Origin of the sequence: Enterobacter cloacae complex sp. 2021EL-01169 (genome assembly GCF_020733125.1) — a bacterium.
GTDB classification, from domain to species: Bacteria; Pseudomonadota; Gammaproteobacteria; order Enterobacterales; family Enterobacteriaceae; genus Enterobacter; species Enterobacter roggenkampii.
Genome location: NZ_JAJFTC010000018.1, coordinates 1 through 20,415, shown reverse-complemented (window position 1 = coordinate 20,415; position 20,415 = coordinate 1). Strand labels below are relative to the sequence as shown.

Sequence of the window (20,415 nt, the reverse complement as noted above, 5' to 3'; positions counted from 1 at the left end):
TCTTATACTGCTAATACGTCAATTTTTATGCCACCTTTATTTATCGGCAAAGAATAATAAAAATTTATAGTTAAAACCCTTAAGCTTAAAGAACATTTGATTTTTACAATCCAGATCAAATTATTAGCTCTCTTACAGCCTGAATTCGGTTAAATACATCTCCCGGAGGGAGTGACCTTTAACCTCGCCGGTTTTATTTATAAAGAACATAATCTTAGTTTTTATGCTGTAACGGTTACAGGCGTATAAAAAACCGGGCGTAAAGCCCGGTTCTTTTTTCATACGGCATTGACTCTATTCGCTCAATCCGCGGTTATCCAGCATCGGCTCAATCTTCGGATCGTGCCCACGCCAGTTGCGATACAGTTCGGCTAAATCTGTGCTGTTCCCGCGCGACAAAATGGCCTCGCGGAATTTTTGCCCGTTTTCACGCGTCAACCCGCCCTGCTCGACAAACCACTGATAGCCGTCGTCGGCCAGCATTCGCGTCCACAGATAGGCGTAATACCCCGCCGCATAGCCGCCGCCAAAAATATGGGCAAAGCATACTATCCATATATCTTTTTTATTCTTTATAAACAATAAATTAACTTGTAATCAAGGCATTGATTTGCACCATTTTCGCTCCTAATAGAACCTCATGCTATTCAGTAGGTTGCGTATCGTTTTGAGGAAGAATCTCCCTCAAAAATGCCCCTTCACCCACTCTAAAAATTCGCATTTCGCTCAATTAATGAACGACAAACGCTTCGGAACGTAAATAGCCTAACACTTTAACATTGCGTAGCTCCTTCCAGTTTCTCAACGACACGCTTTACCGTCTGCCTGACTTCCATAATGTCCCTGTTTCATAATCTTAATGTTTCGGTGCGCACCTCTTTTTCTCCCTGCCCTATACTTTCAGTCTGACTGACTGGAGGTTTCTATGTGTGGACGTTTTGCACAAGCCCAAACCCGTGAAGAATATCTGGCTTACCTTGCCGATGAAGCCGATCGCGACATTGCCTATGACCCGGAACCTATTGGGCGGTAGAACGTGGCACCAGGCACTAAGGTTTTGCTGCTGAGCGAACGCGACGAGAAACTGCACCTTGATCCTGTTTTCTGGGGTTACGCGCCCGTGTGGTGGGGTAAGCCGCCACTGATTAACGCGCGCGTCGAGACGGCGGCCACTAGCAGAATGTTTAAACCACTCTGGCAGCATGGCCGGGCGATATGCTTCGCCGATGGATGGTTCGAATGGAAAAAAGAAGGCGACAAAAAACAGCCCTACTTTATCCATCGTGCAGATGGCCAGCCGATATTCATGGCGGCGATCGGTAGTACACCATTTGAGCGCGGTGATAAAGCTGAGGGTTTTCTTATAGTGACATCGGAGCGGATAAAGGTCTGGTCGACATTCACGACCGTCGGCCACTTGTTTTGTCACCAGAAGCGGCACGTGAGTGGATGCGGCAAGATATTGGCAGGAAAGAAGTTGAAGAGATAGCAGCCGACGGTGCCGTTCCAGCAGACAAGTTTATATGGCACGCCGTGACGCGCTCTGTGGGTAATGTTAAAAATCAGGGGCCGGAGTTAATCGAGGTGGCTAACTGACTCGCAAAGTTTAAGTCACATTCTCTCCTGTTCGCAAAGCTATTCACGGCTCGTTATTTTCTGGTAATCATTAGGTGTCATCCCTGTCAGGCGATAAAATACCCGCCTCATAACATCCGGCCCAGAAAAGCCACATTCAACGGCAAGTTTCTTAGCTGGCATTTTTCCCTTTTCAATCAGCATTTTTGCTTTAGATACGCGCTCGCGTTCGAGCCACTGCGCCGGGGTAAGGCCAATTTCCTGCCGAAATATCCGCGTAAGGTGCCTCTGGCTGAAGTTAATATGCTCTGCCATCGCAGCAACCGTTGTTACGTCTTTAATGTTCGCGATTGCCCATCTCTGGAGATCCTGAAGAGCTGTACGACCATCAAGCGAAAGAGTATTGCTCCTCATAAAATGAGACTGGTTAACTGGACGTCGGAAAAACATGACCATCTGATCGGCTACTTCTGCCGCAACCCCCCTACCGAGATCTTCTTCAACAAGTCGCAGTGCCAGATCTAGGCCTGAAGTAACGCCCGCCGCCGTTCTCACTCGGCCATCGTCAACATACAACGCATCTGCCTCTACGATTATTTCAGGATGCCTGAGAGAAAGGGTTTTCGCACATGCCCAGTGCGTGGTCACCCTTTTTCCATTGAGCTTTCCGGTTAGCGCCAGGAGTAATGCCCCCGTACATACTGAACCAAACCGCTTGCTTGACTCACATAGTGCGTTAATTTCATCCAGCACACGGCTATCCGGCTGGTAATCAGCAATATCCGGTGCGCCGGCAACAAGGAATGTATCTGCCGTAAGTCCACCGCAGTCTGACAGGGTTAAATCTGACGTCATCTTTACGCCTGACGAAGATCGAATTACAGGGTCGGTAACCGAAACTACGCGCAGCGAGTAAAAGCTGCGTTTAAGCACCCTGTTCGCCTCAGCAAACACATCTATGGGGCCACAGACATCAAGCATCTGAACGCCTGGCACCGCCAGAATAAAAACGTCATGACTCATTTTAATTCTCCGGAGTCCAGAATCATCTCTATGTCCTACAAAGTCTTTAAAATACACTTTAGGACATTAAAGGTAAATCTTATGCTGTATCCCTACAACAGAGAAGAGGAGTTTTTTATGATTCGCACAATCGAAGATATCAGTATTCCGGACAGCAAAATGGCCCGTGAAGCCACCGAGTTCATTCGTGACACGGAATCCGATCTGCTTTTTAACCATTCAAGCCGCGTTTACCACTGGGCGGCGCTGGCCGGTCAGAAGAGAGGGGTTAAAGCCGATGCTGAACTTCTGTACATTGGATGTATGTTCCATGACATTGGCCTGACTCGCGAATATTGCAGTTGCGATAAACGTTTTGAAGTAGATGGTGCTAACGAAGCACGGAAGTTTCTGGAAAGTTATGGCATCGGAACTCAGGATATTGATAAGGTCTGGACAGCCATTGCCCTCCACACCACGCCTGGTATCCCGGAATTCATGGCTCCTGAAATAGCACTGCTAACAGCAGGTGTAGAAATGGACGTCCTGGGAATTGACTATGATACCTTCTCACAGGAAGAAATCAGCGCAGTTACTGAGCAGTTCCCACGCACACCAAATTTTAAGGAAGACATAATTCAGGCCTTTTATGACGGAATCAAACACAAGCCGCAAACGACATTTGGTAACGTAAAAGCGGATGTACTGGCAGACAAGGATGCACTCTTCAAGCCTATGAACTTCTGTAGCATTATCCGACAGTCTCGCTGGCAAGGCTGATAGCGGCCAGCATAAATAGTGCCTGATGTAGAGCATCAGGTGCTGTTTAAAGGTATGGGCGGAAGTATAGATTAGCTTGTTCATCATTCCTTCCTCTGGCATCTATATGCCTGAGGCAGGAATGACAAATAAGGTTTATCTTACCCTAAGAAGATCGGAATACCTGGTAGTGTACCGCGGCGAAAGCATTTCACGCTTCATTTGCCACTGTTGCTGAATGCCCTGGCCGGCGAAATAGAGCGTTCCTCTGCCGTCTCTGGCATTGAGTTGATCAAGAACCTCCATCAGTTTATCGCTACCGGCACGCGGCGCGTTTTCATCGAACAAGTTAAGCTGGGCCCCCCCTGACTGAAGAAATCACCCAGCATAATGCCGGCTTTCTGGTACCTGTGGCCATCCTTCCAGATTTTGTCCAGGCACTTTACCGCGACGTTAATGATGTCGCGTAAATCCTGAGTGAGGGTAAGAAGCTTCATGGACGAACTGTTACCGTAATACGGCTCGTTAAGCGCAAAGGGAGAGGTTTTCACGAACGCAGAGATAAAGCGGCAGTACTGATGTTCACCCCGCAGTTTTTCAGCACCACGGGCTGCATAGCTGCAGATAGCATGGCGCATCTGTTCATACTCAGTAACGCGTTCGCCGAATGACCGGCTGCAGACGATTTCCTGCTTTGCCGGTGCAAACTCTTCCAGAGCGAGGCATGGTTCGCCACGCAGCTCCCGGACCGTTCGCTCGAGTACCACGTTAAAGTGTTTACGAATAATCCAGGTACTTTGTTCTGATAAGTCCAGAGCCGTTTTAATACCCATGGCGTTAAACTTCTTACTGATGCGGCGGCCAACGCCCCATACGTCCTCAACCGGCATAATAGACAACAACCGACGCTGGCGATCGATATTGGACAAATCAACCACTCCGCCCGTCTGCCTCTGCCATTTCTTGGCGGCGTGGTTTGCGAGCTTGGCCAGTGTCTTTGTCTGCGCGATGCCAACCCCGACAGTCAGGTGCGTACGCTTCAGAACCGTAGCGCGGATCTCTTTGCCAAATTCCGTCAGGTCCCGGCAGTTGCGAACGCCAGTCAGGTCGCAAAAAGCTTCATCGATACTGTAAATTTCGACGCGGGGGCTCATTTCCTCAAGCGTCGTCATTATAAGCGTGAAAGCACAGAACGTCGTCCAGACCAAACGCAGAACCGTCTACCTCAAGAAGACGTATTTTTTGACCCGGTTGGAGACGTTGATAATCTTCAGTAATCATGGTGTGTATGCCTGATTGAAGGTTGCTTTTATGGTCATCACTTTGCTGGATAGCGGCTGGACTTTAATAGAATCAGCTTCAATCCGGTATAAACCGGTTTCGCCGACAGGAGACGTCCAGATAAAGGATTTTGTGATGTGTTTGCGGCAGAAACCGAGAGCTGCAAGCATCTCAGCTTTTTTTTCCCGTTAAGGTCATCGGCCATGACTGTTTTTCAGGGTTGATGCCTTCACCGGCGATCTGTTCAAATCCGTCTCCGAAGGATGCAGAGCGTGTTGCGTAAGTGAGCTCCCCTTCCATTCCCGCCTGAATCTGGGTTCGCCAGGAAAATGTTTCGATCGCCAACTTTCCTCCGGGTATAAAAAACCCGCCGAAGCGGGTCAATTGCTTATCAAAAATGATGTGGTCTTAATTAGAGCAATGTTGAAGTGCTGTCTGGCCATAAAATCAATAAGGTAACATCGCGCGGATTTCAGCGTACCATTCGTTGACAGCGGGGATATCCCTTAAGAGCCACAACCCTACGCCAATTAGCATGAAGCCCGCTCCAAACTCAAAGATAATGCTGAACCAGTATTCAATAGGCCTGGCATCCTTGTGAATGTACTCCTTTCGACTCGTTCCCTTGAATGTTTTGGTATAGATTCCCTTGCGCAGGTAGCCGAAAGATTGAGCCAATGTTATAGGACCAAACAAAAAACAAGCACATACGGTAAACCAATATGAAAATCCCATCGCCATTCATCCATTAATTGCATAAACACTATTATCGCATAGAAAGAATGCTAAATACCTCCAATTGAAGGGCTAGTTATCACAAAGAACAACAGTGGGATTCGTTTAACATTAATCTTTTGAAATGTTGTCGACGAACCGTGTGTTTTTGTGATTTGATAATGGAAATCAAAAATAGTCGAAGCGGTTACACCTTCACATATCAAGCTAAATGCGGGTTAAGAAAAGAAACCTATCTCAGGCAGTTAAAAACACCCCACCATAGATTTAGGTTAGAGCAACCCATCATTCGCGATTGAAGTTCCTATGAACAGACTGACGACACTATATATTAAAGCTAGGGCCGGGCTGTCTCCCTATGAAAAGACACCTGAAGCATCATTGATTAAAATGGCTAAGAAATGTGGCCGCAATGAGAGAGCCGCCATTCACATCAGGCTCAAACAGTTCCGCTCCGAACTTGCGATGGTTGAAGAGTGGGACGGAGATGAACAGGATTTGATATGGGATGCAATTGACGAGCACTGTAAGTTATTACAACTGGTCACCGACAAATAGCCCACCTGAGTGGGCTGTTAGTAGTGCTAATCGTTAGAGCCCGGGAACGGTGTTTCGAAGGATTGATTAAGCTCATCGCGTTCCTTTTATTGCATTCCATAAAGGCGTCCCCGGCCGCTGCGCCTGCTCAGATACTACGTTAACTATTGCCGGCTTGAGCTGTTTGATGATATCCACATTATTTGCTGGAGCCGCTCTTTTCGTTGGTTGCTCACGTCCCTGAATCACAACACCGCCAACATTTACATGTATAGCGGAACTATCTCCTTGCATCCCATACAGCGGAGCAGTGCCAACATAACCTCCGTTTGCATACCCCTTAGCTCCACGCATAAGTGCATAGAGGTTGCCGATACCCAATGCACTGGTCGCTTCCTTCGTAAACACAAACTCACCACCGTGAACCACGCCTTTCGGTTGGTACTTACCCCCATCTCCCGTGTAGCCGCCTCCATCAAAACCGGGGACCAAACCACCACCAGAAAAACCAAATAACGCACCGATAGCCACTGTTTACCTTTCACGATATCGCTGTTGGCGCTGGTGAAGCTGTCGCGTGCTGTGGCAGCCAGATGATTCACAGCTGTTTTTGCGATGCTGGCGGCGTTTGCCCTGCTCATCTGCAGCGCGCCGTCCCGATAATCTTTATTGGCGTGGCCGCGAACACTGCGTGCGATGGTCTCTACCGTGTCGCCGGCAAGATACCACCGACGTACGGCATTCACGATCCGCGCCAGCCTGTCCGATTCCAGATTATCCGCCCACTCACTCAGCAGTTGTCCCTGAAAGGGTTGTGCCATTGCTACGGCATACACCATGTCGGCTGTAATGCCCTGCAGCGGATATCGCGTTGCGGCATGTTCGGACAGGAACCATTGCTGAAGCTCGCCCCAGTCCGGTTTTGCCATTGCTTACTCCAATAAAAAAGCCACCAGCGGATGCCAGTGGCTCAAAGTATTATGCTTACTGATGCGGGCTAAGACGCTCCCAAGCCTGTGGGAGCCGTAGCGAGCCTCATAACCATCACCCAACATCCCTGCTTTTGTCTCTGCAACATCTTTCGTCGCATAAACACCAGCAAGGTGCCATGGAGCATTACGAATTCCCCCCTAGCCTTTAACCCAGCCGTCATTATCAATATCAGCTTTCAATCCTTCTGCAACAAACATATATGTCTCCTTTGGGTACCCCGAGGCATACTGTTAAAAGCAGGCGATGAAATAAATGTTAGCCTTCAAGACTTGCAGTAATACTCAGATGGTGAAGGTCTGGTCGGTTGTGCTCAATAACAATATCACCCACCCCAGCTTCAACATCATAGCTGCGGCAGTAAGGAGCAGTACACTTACCCGATACGTTGTCTTCAATCAGCACAACCCCTGATTGAATAGCCTTAAAAGTTACATCCTTCCCGTAAACCACCCCGTCTTTCCACTCTTCGAGACGCGTCAACGTAACAGTTAGCTTTGCCATAATCCCTCCTATGTTGAGCATTATCACAGGCACTCATTGAATGCCTGCTGTAATGCCAGCCACACTCTCGCAGTGGCCACGCTCATGCCCTTGAGTTGTTGTCGCTTCATCGCCGCTTATAACCGGTGCGCGTATGGCGTTCGTGCTGCTTTACCGGAGCATGTTCCCTTATTTACCCTCACATCGGTATGCTATACCTGCTCGCTATTACGCGACTCGGGGCAGCATCATGACTGCTGCACTGCCTTTCGGCGGCGGACTATCCGCTTCAGTGCTTTATGGACTTCTCCTCCGATTAGGATATCCATGTCGTCATCCCGTTTCAGGGATTTTACCCTAACGATGGACCTCTCCGGGTGGATTGCAATAGTATGCTTGTTATAAACACCACGGAGGTGACATGTTTTCCTTTCTCAATACATTTAAGCGGCTCATAAGTAAGCAGCAGGAAGCTCCCACCATTCAGCCGGAGTATTCAGATGAACAGCTTTTGCAATGGGCCACTGGATGCATGCTAGAGGGTTTACCCGACACGTTTTACGAAGCGAGGATTACCTGTTTTCGGAGCATTGACTATGACGGACGTACAGCAATCGCAGCTATACATGACTTCAAGTTAACCAGCGAAAGCGACTATATATCTTTCACTCCACCAGATGCCCTTTACGCTACACAATGCATAGAGAAAATTCTTGCCGGAAAAAACTGGAACCAAGCCACTATAACTTTCACCCCCCAAACGACACGATTCATATGGGAATAAAAAAACCGCCCGGAGGCGGTTAAACTTTGTTGAATGCTACGCACTGTATCCAGAGGTTTTCTCGCAGCCTCTGTTTTTCAGCCATTAAGGACTCGAATATTTCACCTGAGGATTGTCCACCATCGCAACTGTAGACTTCACCATACGAATACGCCGGTAAGTGCTCCCATGTGGTTGCATCGTAAGCATTCCATGAAAAAAACCACTGCTCTTTCTCTTCCATAACCCCTCCAAATGACGAGGAGTTATTGTGCATTATCACAGGCACTCAGTGAATGCCTGCTGTAATGCCTAACTGTACTGGCCTAACGCCCGATGAGATCTCTTTGCTCTTTCGTCAACTCTTCTTCCCGCAAGTAGTAGCAGGTAAAACCAGGAGGGGGGCTATATAGTTCTGCTGGTTGGTACTTGCCAACAGTAGATAGGCCGACGATTTTACCATCATCACTTTCAGCCCACGCAGCTATCGGATAGATTGCGTCTGATGTTTTCAGCTCTTCCTTACCTTGAACGAAAAGATACCAGTTACCAACGGCCGGAATGATCTTTGAATATCTACTACCTTGTGGCATGTTTTTTCTCCTGAATATCTGTGGAGAATAAAGGTATAAAATAATTGAGATTAAATAAAGGGTTACTGAAACTGTTGATAGTTCCTTTCCCAAGCTTTGTTATGCGCCAGGATGTCTTTCTTCGTCTGCTTATCCAGCACATCCCAATCATGCTCTGTGCCGTAGATGGGTTTAACCCAGTCGCAAGCCGTGTCCACTACCTCAACCTTTACGGGTCAAGTTGTCCCGCAACTCGCGCTAAACATCGTCGCCAGGCATATGGTTAACATTCTAATGCACATTCCAGGCCTCATTTGTTTCTCTGAGTGTCCCTGTATGCCGCTTTCAGAGAAGAACAAGGTTCCTCATCTTATAAGTACTCTTAATTTTGTTGAGCTGCGCCGAGGTGTTTCCCTCGACGAACACCTCAATCACAATCAACCCGGAAAGCATAGTCCTCCGTCCAAACCTTCGGTCACTTCGACACTGGCTTGAGTTCACCGGTAGAGGTGAGTATGTCTAGAACATCCATCTGATCAATTTCGGTAAGACGCCGAAATACATACGCAGCGTCGAGACCTACCAAATCACAGCGTTGTGACTTTAGTTCAGTAATGTAATCATGAACGTCTGGTTTTGTGAGGATTTCACTGCCAATTTTACGGGCGGTATTTACGCTGTAACCGCCCGAATAGCCGCCTGCGTGGCGATCAAATCGATGAGGTACTCGCGACAGAACATTTCTTGCCTGTCGGTGAGTGCCATATTCATATCCAAAATGGTGAAAAAATGAATTTTAGAGATGATTTTCTACCTGAGCACTATGGGCTTCGGGTGTTTGTGTTCGCTGTGTCCGCCATTATTTATGTCGTAGCAATAGTGTTTTCATGTATAGCTGCAGACAGTAAACCTCAGTTATCTGTTGTTCTTTTAACACTGGGAATTACATCTTTGCAGGCTGGAGCGTCCAACCTTAAAATAACTACCCGCCCCAAAATAATTATTGGCGCAGTGTTAACACTACTACCAGCAGCAATAGCCCTTCTCGGCGTTTGACTAGCGTTGATTAAGAACAGTGACACTTTGAATACTAAAGTGTCATTCTCTATTTACCTTACTGACAATTTTTGATCGTCTAATTGACTCAGATTTTTCCTCGGAGGTTTTGCACATCGTGTCTCTATGGGCTCCCATTAAAGATTAGACGTGGGTTACTCCGTTGCTTGTTCTTCCGGCTGTTCAGCCTGCTCTGCATGTACTGGCGTGAACTCCACGCGCTTCACATCGGCAGGCGCGAAATACAGCCACTATCCCGTTTCGGTCACCAGCGGCACAAAACCGTTAACCCGCTCAGGCTGACGTCGTTACATCTTGCCCGTGAAGGTTTCGCCTGTTTGGGTAGTTAGCGTGATTTGGTAGATGTCGGACATTGAGGGCCTCTTTATCCGCTTATGGGGTTATTGCCGTTACGATGAGCCTACCCATGGTGATGGCTATAATACTTCCCGCAGGGATAAGGCTGCTGGCTACCATTCTCAATGGCCTTCAAGAAGTCTTTGCTAAATGCTGAAATTGGCAATTTCTGCCTAACGAGGCGCGGTATTTATGGGTAGCCTGCCATCCTACTTTTTTCCAACAGAGAGTTTTTCATGTCACATACAAACATTGATAAATTTGACGAGGTCACGGGAAGAATATTTGCGGATTTATACTGTTCCTTTCCTGAGCCCTTTGAAATTCAGACAGAAAACTATGAGGAACCACTTGTTAACTCAGAAGATGCAGTTGCGGAAGTTATAGCACGCGATTATCAAAGGCGCTTTGTTGCAAGTACTGTCAAGCTGGCTCATTGAGTCTGGATTTATATCAGTAAGCTCCAGTACCCCATACGCCTTTTATAACGCCGTGCTTACAGCAAAGGGGTTGGAGTGCTTAAAGAATACTCCTGATAGCTTGTCGCCTTCAGCTGGTAAGCAACTGAATGATGCTGTTAGAAGCGGGAGCATTGAAGTCCTTAAAAACATAACTAATCAGGTCCTAAGTGTTGGCGTGGCTATTGCCCTGGATAAAATAGGTGTTTAGCAATAATTATCAACCTCTAGCGCGGCCATCAGATCCGCTTTAAACTGGCTATTGTGAGCCGCGTGAAGCTTCTATTTTCCTTATCCCCGCCTTATCAAGATTGCACTGACCCAGCGCCGTATAGAGCTGAGCGTTTAACTCCAGACTTGCCTGCCACGTGAACGGAACCCCCATTCCGGGGATCGGCGTGTCTGCTGTCAGGTCAGCGCTTATCGGTACCACCGGGGCCGGAGCGTAAACTGTCTGCGTATTCCCGCAGGCTGTCAGCAGCGGTGGAAGGAACAAGCTGGTTAGCGCACGGATCTCTTTCAAGCGCCTGCCTGATGTAAACAATGCGCGTTTCGCCTTTTTGGGCCAGTTCGTTCTTTGCATTCTGGGTAGCCAGTGAGATGTCACGGATGATGTTCATCGTGGTGATCACGTTGCTGGTGATCGCCTCCGATGTTTCTGCACGGACCGTCGCCTTATCGCGCTGGTCTTTGTAGGTAATGGCGTTGTCACGGTAGTGGTTAATCGCCCATGCCATAGAAACCAGCAGGCAGATAATGACAGCGCAGATGATTGCTGTTAATCGGCTCATTTCTGGCCCCACTCGCAGTCTTCGCGCTCAATCTCGCGTCGGGTAATCAATCCCTTCCACTGCTTGCCACCTGCATACGTCCAGCGCTGCAGCTCTTTGCATGCTCCCAGAACGTCTCCGGCGTTCAGTTTCTTCAGCAGCGTTGATCTGTTAAATACGCCAGTTCCCACGTTGTAAGTGAAGGAGTAAAGCGCAGCCCGGGTAGGCTTAGGAATACTAACCTTGATTAGCGGGTCGATAGCATTTGCCACCTTACGCAGATCTGATTCCAGCAAGGCGTCACATTCCTTATCGGTGTATCTGTGACCGCGGCGAACGTCGGCACCGGTGTGCCCATCGCAAACAGTCCAGACGCCGACGACATCCTGATAGGCGTAATAACGCTGCCCTTCCAGCCCATCCGCATTACCCAGCATGACAGCTGCAATAGAGATTGCACCTGATCCACCAACAATGGCGCCCACCAGCTTATTTCTCAGTGTAGGGTTCATCACGGCTCCTGCTGCGGCGGTTGTCTTCGCGGATTTTGAAATAGAGATTCGTCAGATAAGTCAGTACAGCGATAACGATACCCGCCAGCACACCGATAGCATTCCACTGCTCGGGACTGAAGGCGTTTAGAATGCCGTTGAGGATGCTGCCAGCTGAGGCGCCGTAAGCAACACCTGTGGTTAATTTGTCCATGCGATACATACTCTCACCTCGCTTCAGGCGGGTGCAGTGTTTGAAAGGCTATGATCATAAGGGGGTTTAGCAGGGGGAATAGCGATTATAGTTTCGCTAAGCGAATCGAAAAAAACCGCCAAATGGCGGCATTATGGAAGTAACTACCAGCACTGTTGTTAGCTGAAAGTATTAACTTTTATCGCTCAGGACGCATTCACCATGTTCCAGAGGATTGCGTACATCCGATCCGACTGAATCATTTGTGATTTTGTAGGTTATAAGCTTTGCTTTTTTATTGAATATCATGGAAATAGCAGGGCCAGATAATTTTTTCTGGCTATCCATATTGCCGAAAACATTAATATTTTCAATCTGACCATCGGCATTAGGTACGGAACCATTGAAATAAAGTTCGATACCATAGTGCTGCCCCACCTTGTCTTTCCAACTGGCATATCGATGCCATCCGTCTTCTTTTTTAACGTCCTGCCAAGTGACGATGGTGCTTGTTTTAGAATGATTGGGAGTACATTTGAAAACTAACATCGTAGGCTGGCTAGTAGCATGTGCGGAACAAACCAAAAATAGTGATGCAAAAACAACTTTTCTCATGGGGTTACCTATTGAAAAGAGGACGATTATACACTATAGATTGATAATCGTCATTTATGTCCAGAGAAAATAACAAGATAGCGAGGTTTGATAGGCATTTACGTTCGTGACAGCTTTGGCTCTTCAATACGTCCACTTATCACTTCGACCTCTCCATTGTTAGCGAGATCATCTCCTCTAGTCACATACCATGCACCGTAGATAGTTTCACCCGACTCTAAATCGTCGATTTTTTCGTGCACGTAGTAAGCGATCTTCCTGCTGCCATTGTACTGAATCCAGTAATAGCCTTCTCTCATCATTCCCCCCTCCTCTTCGATACAGAAAGTAAAAGAGGCAAAGAATATTGATGGTTTTAGAAATTCTTAAATCGCTATAAAGCAAAAAGCCCCACGGGGTTAACCGCAGGGCTTTAAACGAAGGCAATAACCCATCGTTAGAGCAAAATTACCACAGTTTCGGAAAAAGTAAATAGCTAACGATTAATTCATGCTCTATTTTGTTATCTGCTTGAGTTGCGCATCAGCCCAAGCTTCTTCGATATCAAACTTGGTGATTAGCTGATCGTAAAATGACTTAACAGACTTTTTCCAGGTATCGAGGCTGATTGCATCCGTTATCTGACACACCGCGGCGTAAGCCTCAGTGGAAGGAATTCGCCCGCCCGCTGCAGCGCTTGCAATCAGCCAATACCGGAACTCCCTGCTGTTCTGTAAGAGCCTGATTAACGGCTTTTCCGCGTCCATGACAGTCATTACAGGCGCAACTGACAACCTTCTTCCCCTTACACTGAGGGCAGAGAACCCGTGCAACCTCCCTGACATGTCTGCGCAACTCATACTCAGAAGGACGAATATGCTCGACGCCCATTTTCAAAGACATCTTCACGAACTTCTTCTCTCTTGCCGGAGTGTGAGACTTCATGCTGAATACCTCAGCGTCAATGAACCCATTCCCATTGCAGTCATCGCACTGCTTCACGCTTGCGGCGCTTCGGGAATAGTCCTCGAACGCGAAGGTGGCTAGCTGATGCATCACCAGTGGCTAAACCCCGGCATCCAGAGCGATAAGCATCGAAGGATTTGCACAGGCTAATGCCATTCGTGACGCGCCGGTAAGCAACCTGTTCCAGGTACTGTTCAGCAGCATCGATCAGAGCCCCCTCATTCCCGCCATAAGAAGCCAGAAACTTGGCGTAGCCGGTGATCAGCTTCCGCTCGTTACTTGAGATGGCCCCGCCGGTTGGTTCCCAGTATTCAAAACCGAGATTAAGAAGCGCGAAAAAGCGCCGATGGAATGCCGGGTTTCGTACCCGCCTGAACTCGGCAACAAGAACATCGCCGAGCCGGGTTTTGGATTACAGGATATCCCTAGTCTCGGGCGTAGCCGGGATCAGTATTCCTGAGTGGTGTTTGATAAGTTGTAATTCTAGCGCCATGGTTATCTCCGTGGCGCATCAGGTATAGGTTGTTCAGGCCTATGAAAGAATAATATCAGACGGTGGTGTAACTCGGTACCCCAGTCGTTTTGCAAATTGCATAAACCCGTTAAGAGTGAATATTTCTTCATCCTCAAGCAACGGTCGTAATGAAACTATTCCATTTACTCGATATATCTCCCTTCCGCCGGGAAGCTATAGATAGCTGCTTTATCGGCCCTTCTGACCACGTCGTACCAATGATTATCTGCATTAAAGGCATCCGCATTACACACTATTTCCCCCAGAGCGACTTATTGACGCGATAAACAGTAATCGGGAACAGCCCGGGGAACGCAAACAGCGATACTCTTTGAAACTGCTCCAATGAAATTTACGCGATTAATAAAAACACTCGTTCGCGCTTTCCCAGGTCTCCTGCACGATATGTTCTACCTCTTTCTTGTCACCTCCGAAAACAGCCAGCCCATCATGGCTGGCACGCCTAATCGTAAGCTGGCAATCATCAAACTGCTTGCTGAGTCTTTTGAGCAGTTCAGACTCGAGCGCAGGTATTGCTCCATCAGGAAGTTTCTTCATGCGATCAATGGTTAACTCAATTTTCATTTTTCCCTCCGCAATGAATTACTGCATATATACACAGTATATTTACAAACGTATCTCACGGATTTTGCAACGCTTTTACAGTTCTCAAATCACCAAGATGATGAAATCGCCAGACAAACTACAGAGTGAATTTATTATGGTGTGAATTGCACTACTGGTGAGGAGGGATTCTAAATACTCAGATCAATTCCATGAATTGTAAGAGAGTTAATAATGCGGCTGAGTACAGCCGCATGCAGACCTTTTGACTACTATGTCCGTATTAGCTTTCGTCTTGAGACTCTTAGTTATTGCTCCGGCAGCGCAATCCCTGAAATCTCGGTACAAATATCGATAAGGCGATCCTGCAATGCAACATCGTGCGCCTGCGGATTAGCTCTCATGCGCTTCATGTGATAGAAATATTTCCCCGTTACATCAGCCTCAGAATCACGGCTGGCGGCAAGCCAGGCCTGTGTCAGGTGCGCCTGGTCCATATCGTCCGGGGCATTCGGTCCCCCCATTTTTGTCGGCCCCCAACCAGGCTCGAGGCTGTTACTACATACATCACGCCAGCGACGCGCCAGAGCAAAAGCCAGCATAGCGTCGTGCAATTTGCTCTCCGCATAGGCGTCAGACCCATTCCAGCGACGTTTGCGCCATAGAATATCATCCAGGTTTGCCCGGGCATGATGATGCATTCCAGAGCTCAGGTAGACGAGGCGATGCGGACGTTCAATCAACGCGGTGAGTATGTAAGCCGAGAGCGTGTTGATCGCGAAGACATGCGGCAGCCCGTCGCGGGTCACGCGATACGCTTCATTGTAGCCAACGGCAGCATTGTGGATGACGGCATCGAAGCGTCCCAGGGCGTTGACACGTAACGCCGTTTGCCTGGCACCTTCAATTGTCTCCAGGTCACCGACAACGACGGCTTCAGCCTGGGGTAAGGCGCGTTGCGCATCTTCTGCACGGTTCGCATTACGCGCGTGCAACACAACCTGATGTCCTTGTTGAACCAGCAGTTCGGCCGCCATCAGACCAAGGCCTGTGGACGAACCGGAGATGAAAATGCGTGACATATAATTTCTCCAGATTATTAAACCGACAGCAAGCGCTGCCGGCTCGAATGTTGATTCAGGATTGCTGCATGCGAGACGCGCTCGCAATCAGCGCCCCCAGCAGCGCACAGACCGCACCAGACAGATATACAGCGGCATAACTAAACTGACCGGCGATCAGGCCAGCTACTGGCCCGGCGATTCCATAAGCGACATCCAGAAATGCAACGAATGCACCCATTGCGCTGCCGCGGTTGGCTTGTGGAACACGTCTTAAGGCTTCGACGCCCAGTGCGGGGAAAACAAGTGCACAGCCCAGTCCGGTAACCAGAGCACCTGCAAGTGCCATCCATTCGTTTAAACCCAACCACAACATTGCCTGGCCCAGCGCTTCAACCACCAGTGACCAAACTGCAACGCGATAGCCGCCTATTTGGTCTGGTAGATGCCCCAGGGCGAGGCGCACGAAAATAAAACCCAGACCAAACGCAGTCATTACCAGGCCGGCGTTCTGCCAGTGATGTGCCGCAAAATACAGCGAGGCAAAAGCGGTTAGTCCTGACAACCCAACGCCCTGCAGCATTAATCCCAGTCCTTCGCGCCAGATGCGCCCTACTACGAGATGGAATGGCAGTCGCGGACCTCCAGGCGATATATATGATGTGGTACAAAATGCAACCAGAGCGGCCAACATCGGTGCAGCAATACAGGCAATCATCGCCATTGCGAGGCTGTAATGCTGATATAAAGCCATGCCAACAGGAGCACCAATCGACAGCGCCGCGAACATCGCGATGCCGGTCCAGGACATTGACATACCGGCGCGCTGAGGGCCAACTGAGGCAATTGCCCAGGACACACATCCCGTCACGAACTGACTTTCGCCAAAACCAGCCATCAGACGACCTGCGATAACAATGCAAAGGGTAGCCGCAGGTGATAGCTCCGTTACCGAAGCCACCAGATACAACGCCCCTGCTATCGCTGAAAGGATTGCTCCCTGTAGAGCAGAGCGTTTACCTCCCTGCTGGTCTGTAACCCGTCCGGCATAGCCGCGGGTTAGAACGGTGGCCAGAAACTGGATGCCGATCACCAGTCCCACCACGAGGTTGCTGAAGCCGAGATGGCCATGGATGAACAATGGAATCACCGGCAATGGCAGTCCGACTGCCAGGTAACCAAAGAAAAGTGCGGCAATAACACCCGTTGCCGGGCGGGGAAGCAGGACGCGCGGGGAGTTATCCTCCGCGAGCCGCTTTATGGCGAGGGCTCCCATGTAAATATCCTTTATGAAATATGATTAAGAGGGTTGAACGGCCCGATGTATCAGGCCGTTCTGTCATCAGGATGCTTAAAAAAGATCGATGTGATAGCCGCTGGCGTTGAGCAGGTAATCACGTGAAACGGTTATCTCTGTACTGAGCGCCGCCAGATCAATATCCACCAACTTGCCCGCACGTTTACGAAGCTGACCGGCCACCATCACGGTATCCACATCCGACCGCTCTATCGCCTGCACGACGGTACCAATGACGTTGGATACCGGGAAAACAGCGGCTCCGCTGGTGCGAACCATGATAATATCTGCCTGCTTACCTGGAGTGAGGGTGCCAATCTGGTCCTCCAAACCGGCCGCACGCGCGCCATTAACAGTTGCCGCTTTCAGGACGTCCTCGGCCGTGATGGGTGACGGCACATTGTCTTCACCACGGAAGCGACGGTAGCGCATAGCCGATCGCTGTTGCCCGAACAGAGCGTGCATTTCCCCGAACATATCGCTGCCAAAGGCAGTATCAAGGTCAATGCCCAATGCCGGGGTCAAGCCGTGATCAACAGCCTGTTGATAGGCAAAACTTTCATCGTCAAAGCCAAATAGCGCATCCGACCGTGGATTGACCGTGATGTTTACTCCTGAATCGGCCAAGAGCTTCCAGGTATCCTGAGGAACCCTTGAACAGTGGTTGAAGATGTTATGTGTGCCCAGTACGCCCGGCGTGGCAAACTCAGGGCCGAGATTGGCGAGATCGCCGATGAATTCGGTCAGAATGCGCATATCGAGTTTGCGAGCGACCTTCCACCAGTCAAGATTGAGCTGACCAAACAGACCAACGTGCACCAGGCTGTCATTTGTATTCCAGCTTCGCGAGAGTCGCTCCAAATCGGCAGGCAAATGCGCCGATGAAGCTTCTTTATCCATTGCTGCACCGACCATATGTAACGCACGGATGCCGCTCTCCTTCAGAGCATCTAGTGCTGCATCAGTGTGCTCGGGGCTGCGCGAGTTGTGGCAGGCATCAATGATGGTAGTAATACCGGCATCCAGTGAGGCAAGTGCCGTGAGCCTGGTACTCAGGTACATGTCCAGTGGACGATAATGTTTGCCCAGCTTCTCTGCGACCACATCAATGTAAGCAAACAGATCGTCGACATTTGGCATCATGCGGCGCATTACGCCAAGCCACATATGGTGGTGAGCATCCACCAGGCCGGGCATAACGATATGGCGAGCTGCATCAATCACCAGGGCATCATCCGCCTGCAGTTCCGGACCCACAGCTGCGATACGGTCGCCATGGACCAGAACATCGCCCACGGAGAGGTTGGGTATATCGGCATCCAAAGTAAGGATGATGCCGCCTTTAAAAAGAGTGCGCGTCGTTGTCATTTCGTATTCCTCAGGGTTAAGTGATGCCGTTCGTTGCGAGGTTCTCCCTGGCGGAGACAGGGAAAATAGCGCCCGGCAACGAATTGGCTGACACAATAGGTTGCGCACCATTTTTGATAAAGGTAGTTTTATGCAAATTATATTTGAGTAAATTCAAAGGTGAGTCTCTATGAGTTTTGACGGAAGGCTACTGTCAGGATTGAGCGTGTTGGCCGCAGTTGTCGAGGCGGGTAGTTTCAGTCGCGCTGGCGAAGTGCTGGGACTGTCCGCTTCTGGCGTGAGCAGATCGATAGATCGTCTTGAAGAGAGGCTCGGAGTGCGCTTGCTAAACCGTACGACGCGTACGATGAATCTGACGAACGAGGGCCGGGCTTTGTATGAACGCGCCTCTCCACATCTTGAAGGTATTGAAGTTGCTGCAAGCTACGTATCCGGCGCAGCCATTGCAGTGAGAGGATCATTAAGGGTCAGCGTTAATCCAATCTTTGCCCGTTATATTTTGGCACCGAAACTGCCTCTTTTGCGCGAACGTCATCCGGAACTGGAACTTACAGTAGTCCAGCAGCCTGACGTAGGCGATCTTGTGACAGAGGGAATTGATGTTGCGGTGCGTTTCGGTCCGCAACTTCCCTCAACTATTTCTTCGAAATTGCTCTTTCAGACGCGCGTACTCACTGTGGCATCACCGGCATATCTGAAACGGCATGGTCGACCTGAGCACCCTGAAGAACTTGTCACGCATGAGTGCATCCAGTATATCGATCCTCGCCGCGGAAAACCGTTTGAGTGGGAATTCCGTCGTGGTCGAGAAGTACTGACAATTGATACTCGTGGTCATTTGACGACAACCGATGTTGACCTGATGGTTCAATCCTGCGTAAGTGGTGTTGGTATTGCCCAAGTACTTTCACTCAGCGTTACGCAATTGATCGCTGACGGAATGCTGGTCGAGCTTTTTCCGGAATGGCCAGGCGAAACCTATCCGCTATATATCACGCGGCCATCTCGTCGACTGCCCCCCGCTGCTGTCGAAGCCTTTATGGAATTTTGCTCTGAAATCTGCGCAAATCATGAAGTGAACTGATGCTCGATTCCTGAGGAGATATTGCAAACTGTTAGAAAGCCTCATGCTCTGCCCAAATGGCGTAATCATAAGAATGTGATAATTTTTCTAATTGGTTATAAAAGAAACTATCAGCGGCCAGCCGAACTTTAGCGGTGAGCAGCTGATAGCCTCAGCAATAATCACAAAATTTGAATGCTCTCAAACATGACCCCATTTATTCATTCCTTATTTGAGATATTCAATCAGCGTCGACATGTATGCTTATGTTCAGCCGTCTCGCCTCCATCGTGATCACCTTTTGGGCAAGACACATATCGCCGCCATGCACTTGATCAATCAAGTGCTGAACAAGGGTCACCATCAAAAAATCCTTATTCGCCGGATAAAACTCCGTCATATCAATCCCGTGATCCTTCAACTGCTGATGCGCAGTTCTCTCCGTCTCAGCAACAATCTCGGCTACCCTAGCCTGCATCTTGTCTATCTGCTCAATGACAATACGGTTTACGATTTCGATTTGTTCTGGCTTTAAGTCCTTTTCCATCATTACCTCTCATAAAGTCTGTAGCTTAGAAAATTTAAATAATGAAAAATATAATATAAAAATAGGAAGAAAACCTTCAAATCGTTATGCGATCAGTGTCTTACGTGCTCACGCCTGAACCCCCTTTTCTCTTGCCAGGTTAATTCTGTCAACACATTTCCTTAATGCTTTGACTTGCTCCGGAGAAAGTTCAGATTCATCAATTGTGGCCAGAAGCGCGTTGAGGATTAGCTCAGATCTGGCCTGACAGAGGTGTGGCCTAGGGCCGGACTTACTCTGACAGTCCGCTCCTTGCCCAGGCTGTGTGAAAACTACTGATCACTTTTTGGTCTAAGTAGTGGTTTTATATGATCAACCATTCTTGATAAACCAATGCAGAAACTTACTTTATTTAATAAAATTAGAATCATACGATTAAA

Annotated in this window: 20 protein-coding genes and 10 pseudogenes; 6 read left to right on the top strand and 24 right to left on the bottom strand. The window is 48.8% G+C overall.

All coding sequences use genetic code 11. The features are described from left to right. Nucleotides 1-294: 294 nt before the first annotated feature. A complete protein-coding gene (locus tag LLF79_RS24070; RefSeq protein ID WP_255642828.1) occupies nt 295-582 on the bottom strand; it encodes a M3 family metallopeptidase in 288 nt (95 codons plus the stop codon). A gap of 343 nt (nt 583-925) precedes the next feature. On the opposite strand from LLF79_RS24070, the pseudogene LLF79_RS24065 reads away from it, so the two are divergent. Next, nucleotides 926-1,596 (top strand): annotated as a pseudogene (locus LLF79_RS24065) (SOS response-associated peptidase). Nucleotides 1,597-1,635: 39 nt separating this feature from the next. Here the strand turns inward: LLF79_RS24065 and LLF79_RS24060 are convergent. Next, nucleotides 1,636-2,598, bottom strand: a complete 963-nt coding sequence (locus tag LLF79_RS24060; RefSeq protein ID WP_095442533.1) for a GlxA family transcriptional regulator — start codon at nt 2,596-2,598, stop codon at nt 1,636-1,638. Between the two features lie 117 nt (nt 2,599-2,715). Here LLF79_RS24060 and LLF79_RS24055 point away from each other — a divergent pair, with 117 nt between their 5' ends. Further along, the gene (locus LLF79_RS24055) at nt 2,716-3,357 is read left to right on the top strand and encodes an HD domain-containing protein (RefSeq protein WP_095442568.1); all 642 of its coding nucleotides are present in this window, start codon (nt 2,716-2,718) and stop codon (nt 3,355-3,357) included. Between the two features lie 135 nt (nt 3,358-3,492). Here LLF79_RS24055 and umuC read toward each other — a convergent pair. From umuC to LLF79_RS24035, 4 genes and pseudogenes are all read right to left on the bottom strand, one after another. Next, a pseudogene (gene umuC / locus LLF79_RS24050) lies at nt 3,493-4,511 on the bottom strand (translesion error-prone DNA polymerase V subunit UmuC); the annotation flags it as partial. Continuing rightward, a pseudogene (locus LLF79_RS24045) lies at nt 4,507-4,617 on the bottom strand (phage minor tail protein L); the annotation flags it as partial. The pseudogenes umuC and LLF79_RS24045, both read right to left, overlap by 5 nt. After that, nucleotides 4,614-4,962 (bottom strand): annotated as a pseudogene (locus LLF79_RS24040) (phage tail protein). The pseudogenes LLF79_RS24045 and LLF79_RS24040, both read right to left, overlap by 4 nt. 102 nt (nt 4,963-5,064) lie before the next feature. Then, nucleotides 5,065-5,352: a hypothetical protein gene (locus LLF79_RS24035; protein WP_227880518.1), complete on the bottom strand. Its 288-nt coding sequence runs from the start codon at nt 5,350-5,352 to the stop codon at nt 5,065-5,067. A gap of 306 nt (nt 5,353-5,658) precedes the next feature. Between LLF79_RS24035 and LLF79_RS24030 the strand changes: the two genes are divergently transcribed. Continuing rightward, nucleotides 5,659-5,910 (top strand): hypothetical protein, encoded by a 252-nt coding sequence (locus tag LLF79_RS24030; protein ID WP_065102109.1) that lies wholly within the window; start codon nt 5,659-5,661, stop codon nt 5,908-5,910. Nucleotides 5,911-5,982: 72 nt separating this feature from the next. Here the strand turns inward: LLF79_RS24030 and LLF79_RS26990 are convergent. From LLF79_RS26990 to LLF79_RS24005, 5 genes and pseudogenes are all read right to left on the bottom strand, one after another. Beyond that, nucleotides 5,983-6,375 (bottom strand): annotated as a pseudogene (locus LLF79_RS26990) (phage tail tape measure protein); the annotation flags it as partial. Nucleotides 6,376-6,410: 35 nt separating this feature from the next. Then, nucleotides 6,411-6,752, bottom strand: a pseudogene (locus LLF79_RS24025) (hypothetical protein); the annotation flags it as partial. A gap of 385 nt (nt 6,753-7,137) precedes the next feature. Then, nucleotides 7,138-7,383, bottom strand: coding sequence for a hypothetical protein (locus LLF79_RS24015; RefSeq protein ID WP_227880513.1), 246 nt, complete (start codon nt 7,381-7,383; stop codon nt 7,138-7,140). A 1,068-nt stretch (nt 7,384-8,451) separates the two neighbouring features. Next, the gene (locus LLF79_RS24010; RefSeq protein WP_227880511.1) at nt 8,452-8,718 is read right to left on the bottom strand and encodes a hypothetical protein; all 267 of its coding nucleotides are present in this window, start codon (nt 8,716-8,718) and stop codon (nt 8,452-8,454) included. Nucleotides 8,719-9,045: 327 nt separating this feature from the next. Next, nucleotides 9,046-9,462, bottom strand: a pseudogene (locus LLF79_RS24005) (terminase small subunit); the annotation flags it as partial. 24 nt (nt 9,463-9,486) lie between these two features. On the opposite strand from LLF79_RS24005, the gene LLF79_RS24000 reads away from it, so the two are divergent. After that, nucleotides 9,487-9,753 (top strand): hypothetical protein, encoded by a 267-nt coding sequence (locus LLF79_RS24000; RefSeq protein ID WP_126801038.1) that lies wholly within the window; start codon nt 9,487-9,489, stop codon nt 9,751-9,753. Between the two features lie 155 nt (nt 9,754-9,908). Here LLF79_RS24000 and LLF79_RS23995 read toward each other — a convergent pair. Further along, nucleotides 9,909-10,127: pseudogene (locus tag LLF79_RS23995) on the bottom strand (hypothetical protein). A gap of 219 nt (nt 10,128-10,346) precedes the next feature. Between LLF79_RS23995 and LLF79_RS23990 the strand changes: the two are divergent. Next, entirely contained in the window at nt 10,347-10,550 is a 204-nt protein-coding gene (locus LLF79_RS23990) for a hypothetical protein (RefSeq protein WP_227880510.1), read from the top strand. A gap of 431 nt (nt 10,551-10,981) precedes the next feature. On the opposite strand, the gene LLF79_RS23980 is transcribed toward LLF79_RS23990, so the two are convergent. From LLF79_RS23980 to LLF79_RS23925, 11 genes and pseudogenes are all read right to left on the bottom strand, one after another. After that, entirely contained in the window at nt 10,982-11,359 is a 378-nt protein-coding gene (locus LLF79_RS23980) for a DUF2570 domain-containing protein (protein WP_095442528.1), read from the bottom strand. Next, nucleotides 11,356-11,850, bottom strand: coding sequence for a lysozyme (locus LLF79_RS23975; protein ID WP_227880509.1), 495 nt, complete (start codon nt 11,848-11,850; stop codon nt 11,356-11,358). The genes LLF79_RS23980 and LLF79_RS23975 overlap by 4 nt, the downstream gene beginning before the upstream one ends. Next, a complete protein-coding gene (locus LLF79_RS23970) occupies nt 11,828-12,052 on the bottom strand; it encodes a class II holin family protein (RefSeq protein WP_023344290.1) in 225 nt (74 codons plus the stop codon). Before LLF79_RS23970 ends, LLF79_RS23975 begins: the two co-directional genes overlap by 23 nt. A 162-nt stretch (nt 12,053-12,214) precedes the next feature. Further along, complete coding sequence (locus tag LLF79_RS23965; protein WP_227880508.1) at nt 12,215-12,637, bottom strand: hypothetical protein; 423 nt, start codon at nt 12,635-12,637, stop codon at nt 12,215-12,217. A 98-nt stretch (nt 12,638-12,735) separates the two neighbouring features. Beyond that, nucleotides 12,736-12,936 (bottom strand): hypothetical protein, encoded by a 201-nt coding sequence (locus tag LLF79_RS23960; protein WP_227880533.1) that lies wholly within the window; start codon nt 12,934-12,936, stop codon nt 12,736-12,738. Nucleotides 12,937-13,131: 195 nt separating this feature from the next. Continuing rightward, nucleotides 13,132-13,681: pseudogene (locus LLF79_RS23955) on the bottom strand (antitermination protein); the annotation flags it as partial. 16 nt (nt 13,682-13,697) lie between these two features. Continuing rightward, a pseudogene (locus LLF79_RS23950) lies at nt 13,698-14,075 on the bottom strand (DUF1367 family protein); the annotation flags it as partial. Between the two features lie 381 nt (nt 14,076-14,456). Next, a complete protein-coding gene (locus tag LLF79_RS23940) occupies nt 14,457-14,681 on the bottom strand; it encodes a DinI-like family protein (RefSeq protein ID WP_095442525.1) in 225 nt (74 codons plus the stop codon). A 287-nt stretch (nt 14,682-14,968) separates the two neighbouring features. Beyond that, nucleotides 14,969-15,742 carry an SDR family NAD(P)-dependent oxidoreductase gene (locus tag LLF79_RS23935; protein ID WP_227880507.1) on the bottom strand — a complete coding sequence of 258 codons (774 nt, stop codon included), beginning with the start codon at nt 15,740-15,742 and terminating at the stop codon, nt 14,969-14,971. 55 nt (nt 15,743-15,797) lie between these two features. Then, nucleotides 15,798-16,997 carry an arabinose transporter gene (locus LLF79_RS23930; RefSeq protein ID WP_227880506.1) on the bottom strand — a complete coding sequence of 400 codons (1,200 nt, stop codon included), beginning with the start codon at nt 16,995-16,997 and terminating at the stop codon, nt 15,798-15,800. Between the two features lie 75 nt (nt 16,998-17,072). After that, the gene (locus tag LLF79_RS23925) at nt 17,073-18,386 is read right to left on the bottom strand and encodes an amidohydrolase family protein (RefSeq protein WP_227880503.1); all 1,314 of its coding nucleotides are present in this window, start codon (nt 18,384-18,386) and stop codon (nt 17,073-17,075) included. Nucleotides 18,387-18,555: 169 nt separating this feature from the next. On the opposite strand from LLF79_RS23925, the gene LLF79_RS23920 reads away from it, so the two are divergent. After that, entirely contained in the window at nt 18,556-19,470 is a 915-nt protein-coding gene (locus LLF79_RS23920) for a LysR family transcriptional regulator (RefSeq protein WP_227880501.1), read from the top strand. A gap of 220 nt (nt 19,471-19,690) precedes the next feature. Here the strand turns inward: LLF79_RS23920 and LLF79_RS23915 are convergent, their stop codons facing one another. Next, nucleotides 19,691-19,996: a nitroreductase gene (locus LLF79_RS23915; protein ID WP_095442567.1), complete on the bottom strand. Its 306-nt coding sequence runs from the start codon at nt 19,994-19,996 to the stop codon at nt 19,691-19,693. Between the last annotated feature and the right edge of the window lie 419 nt (nt 19,997-20,415).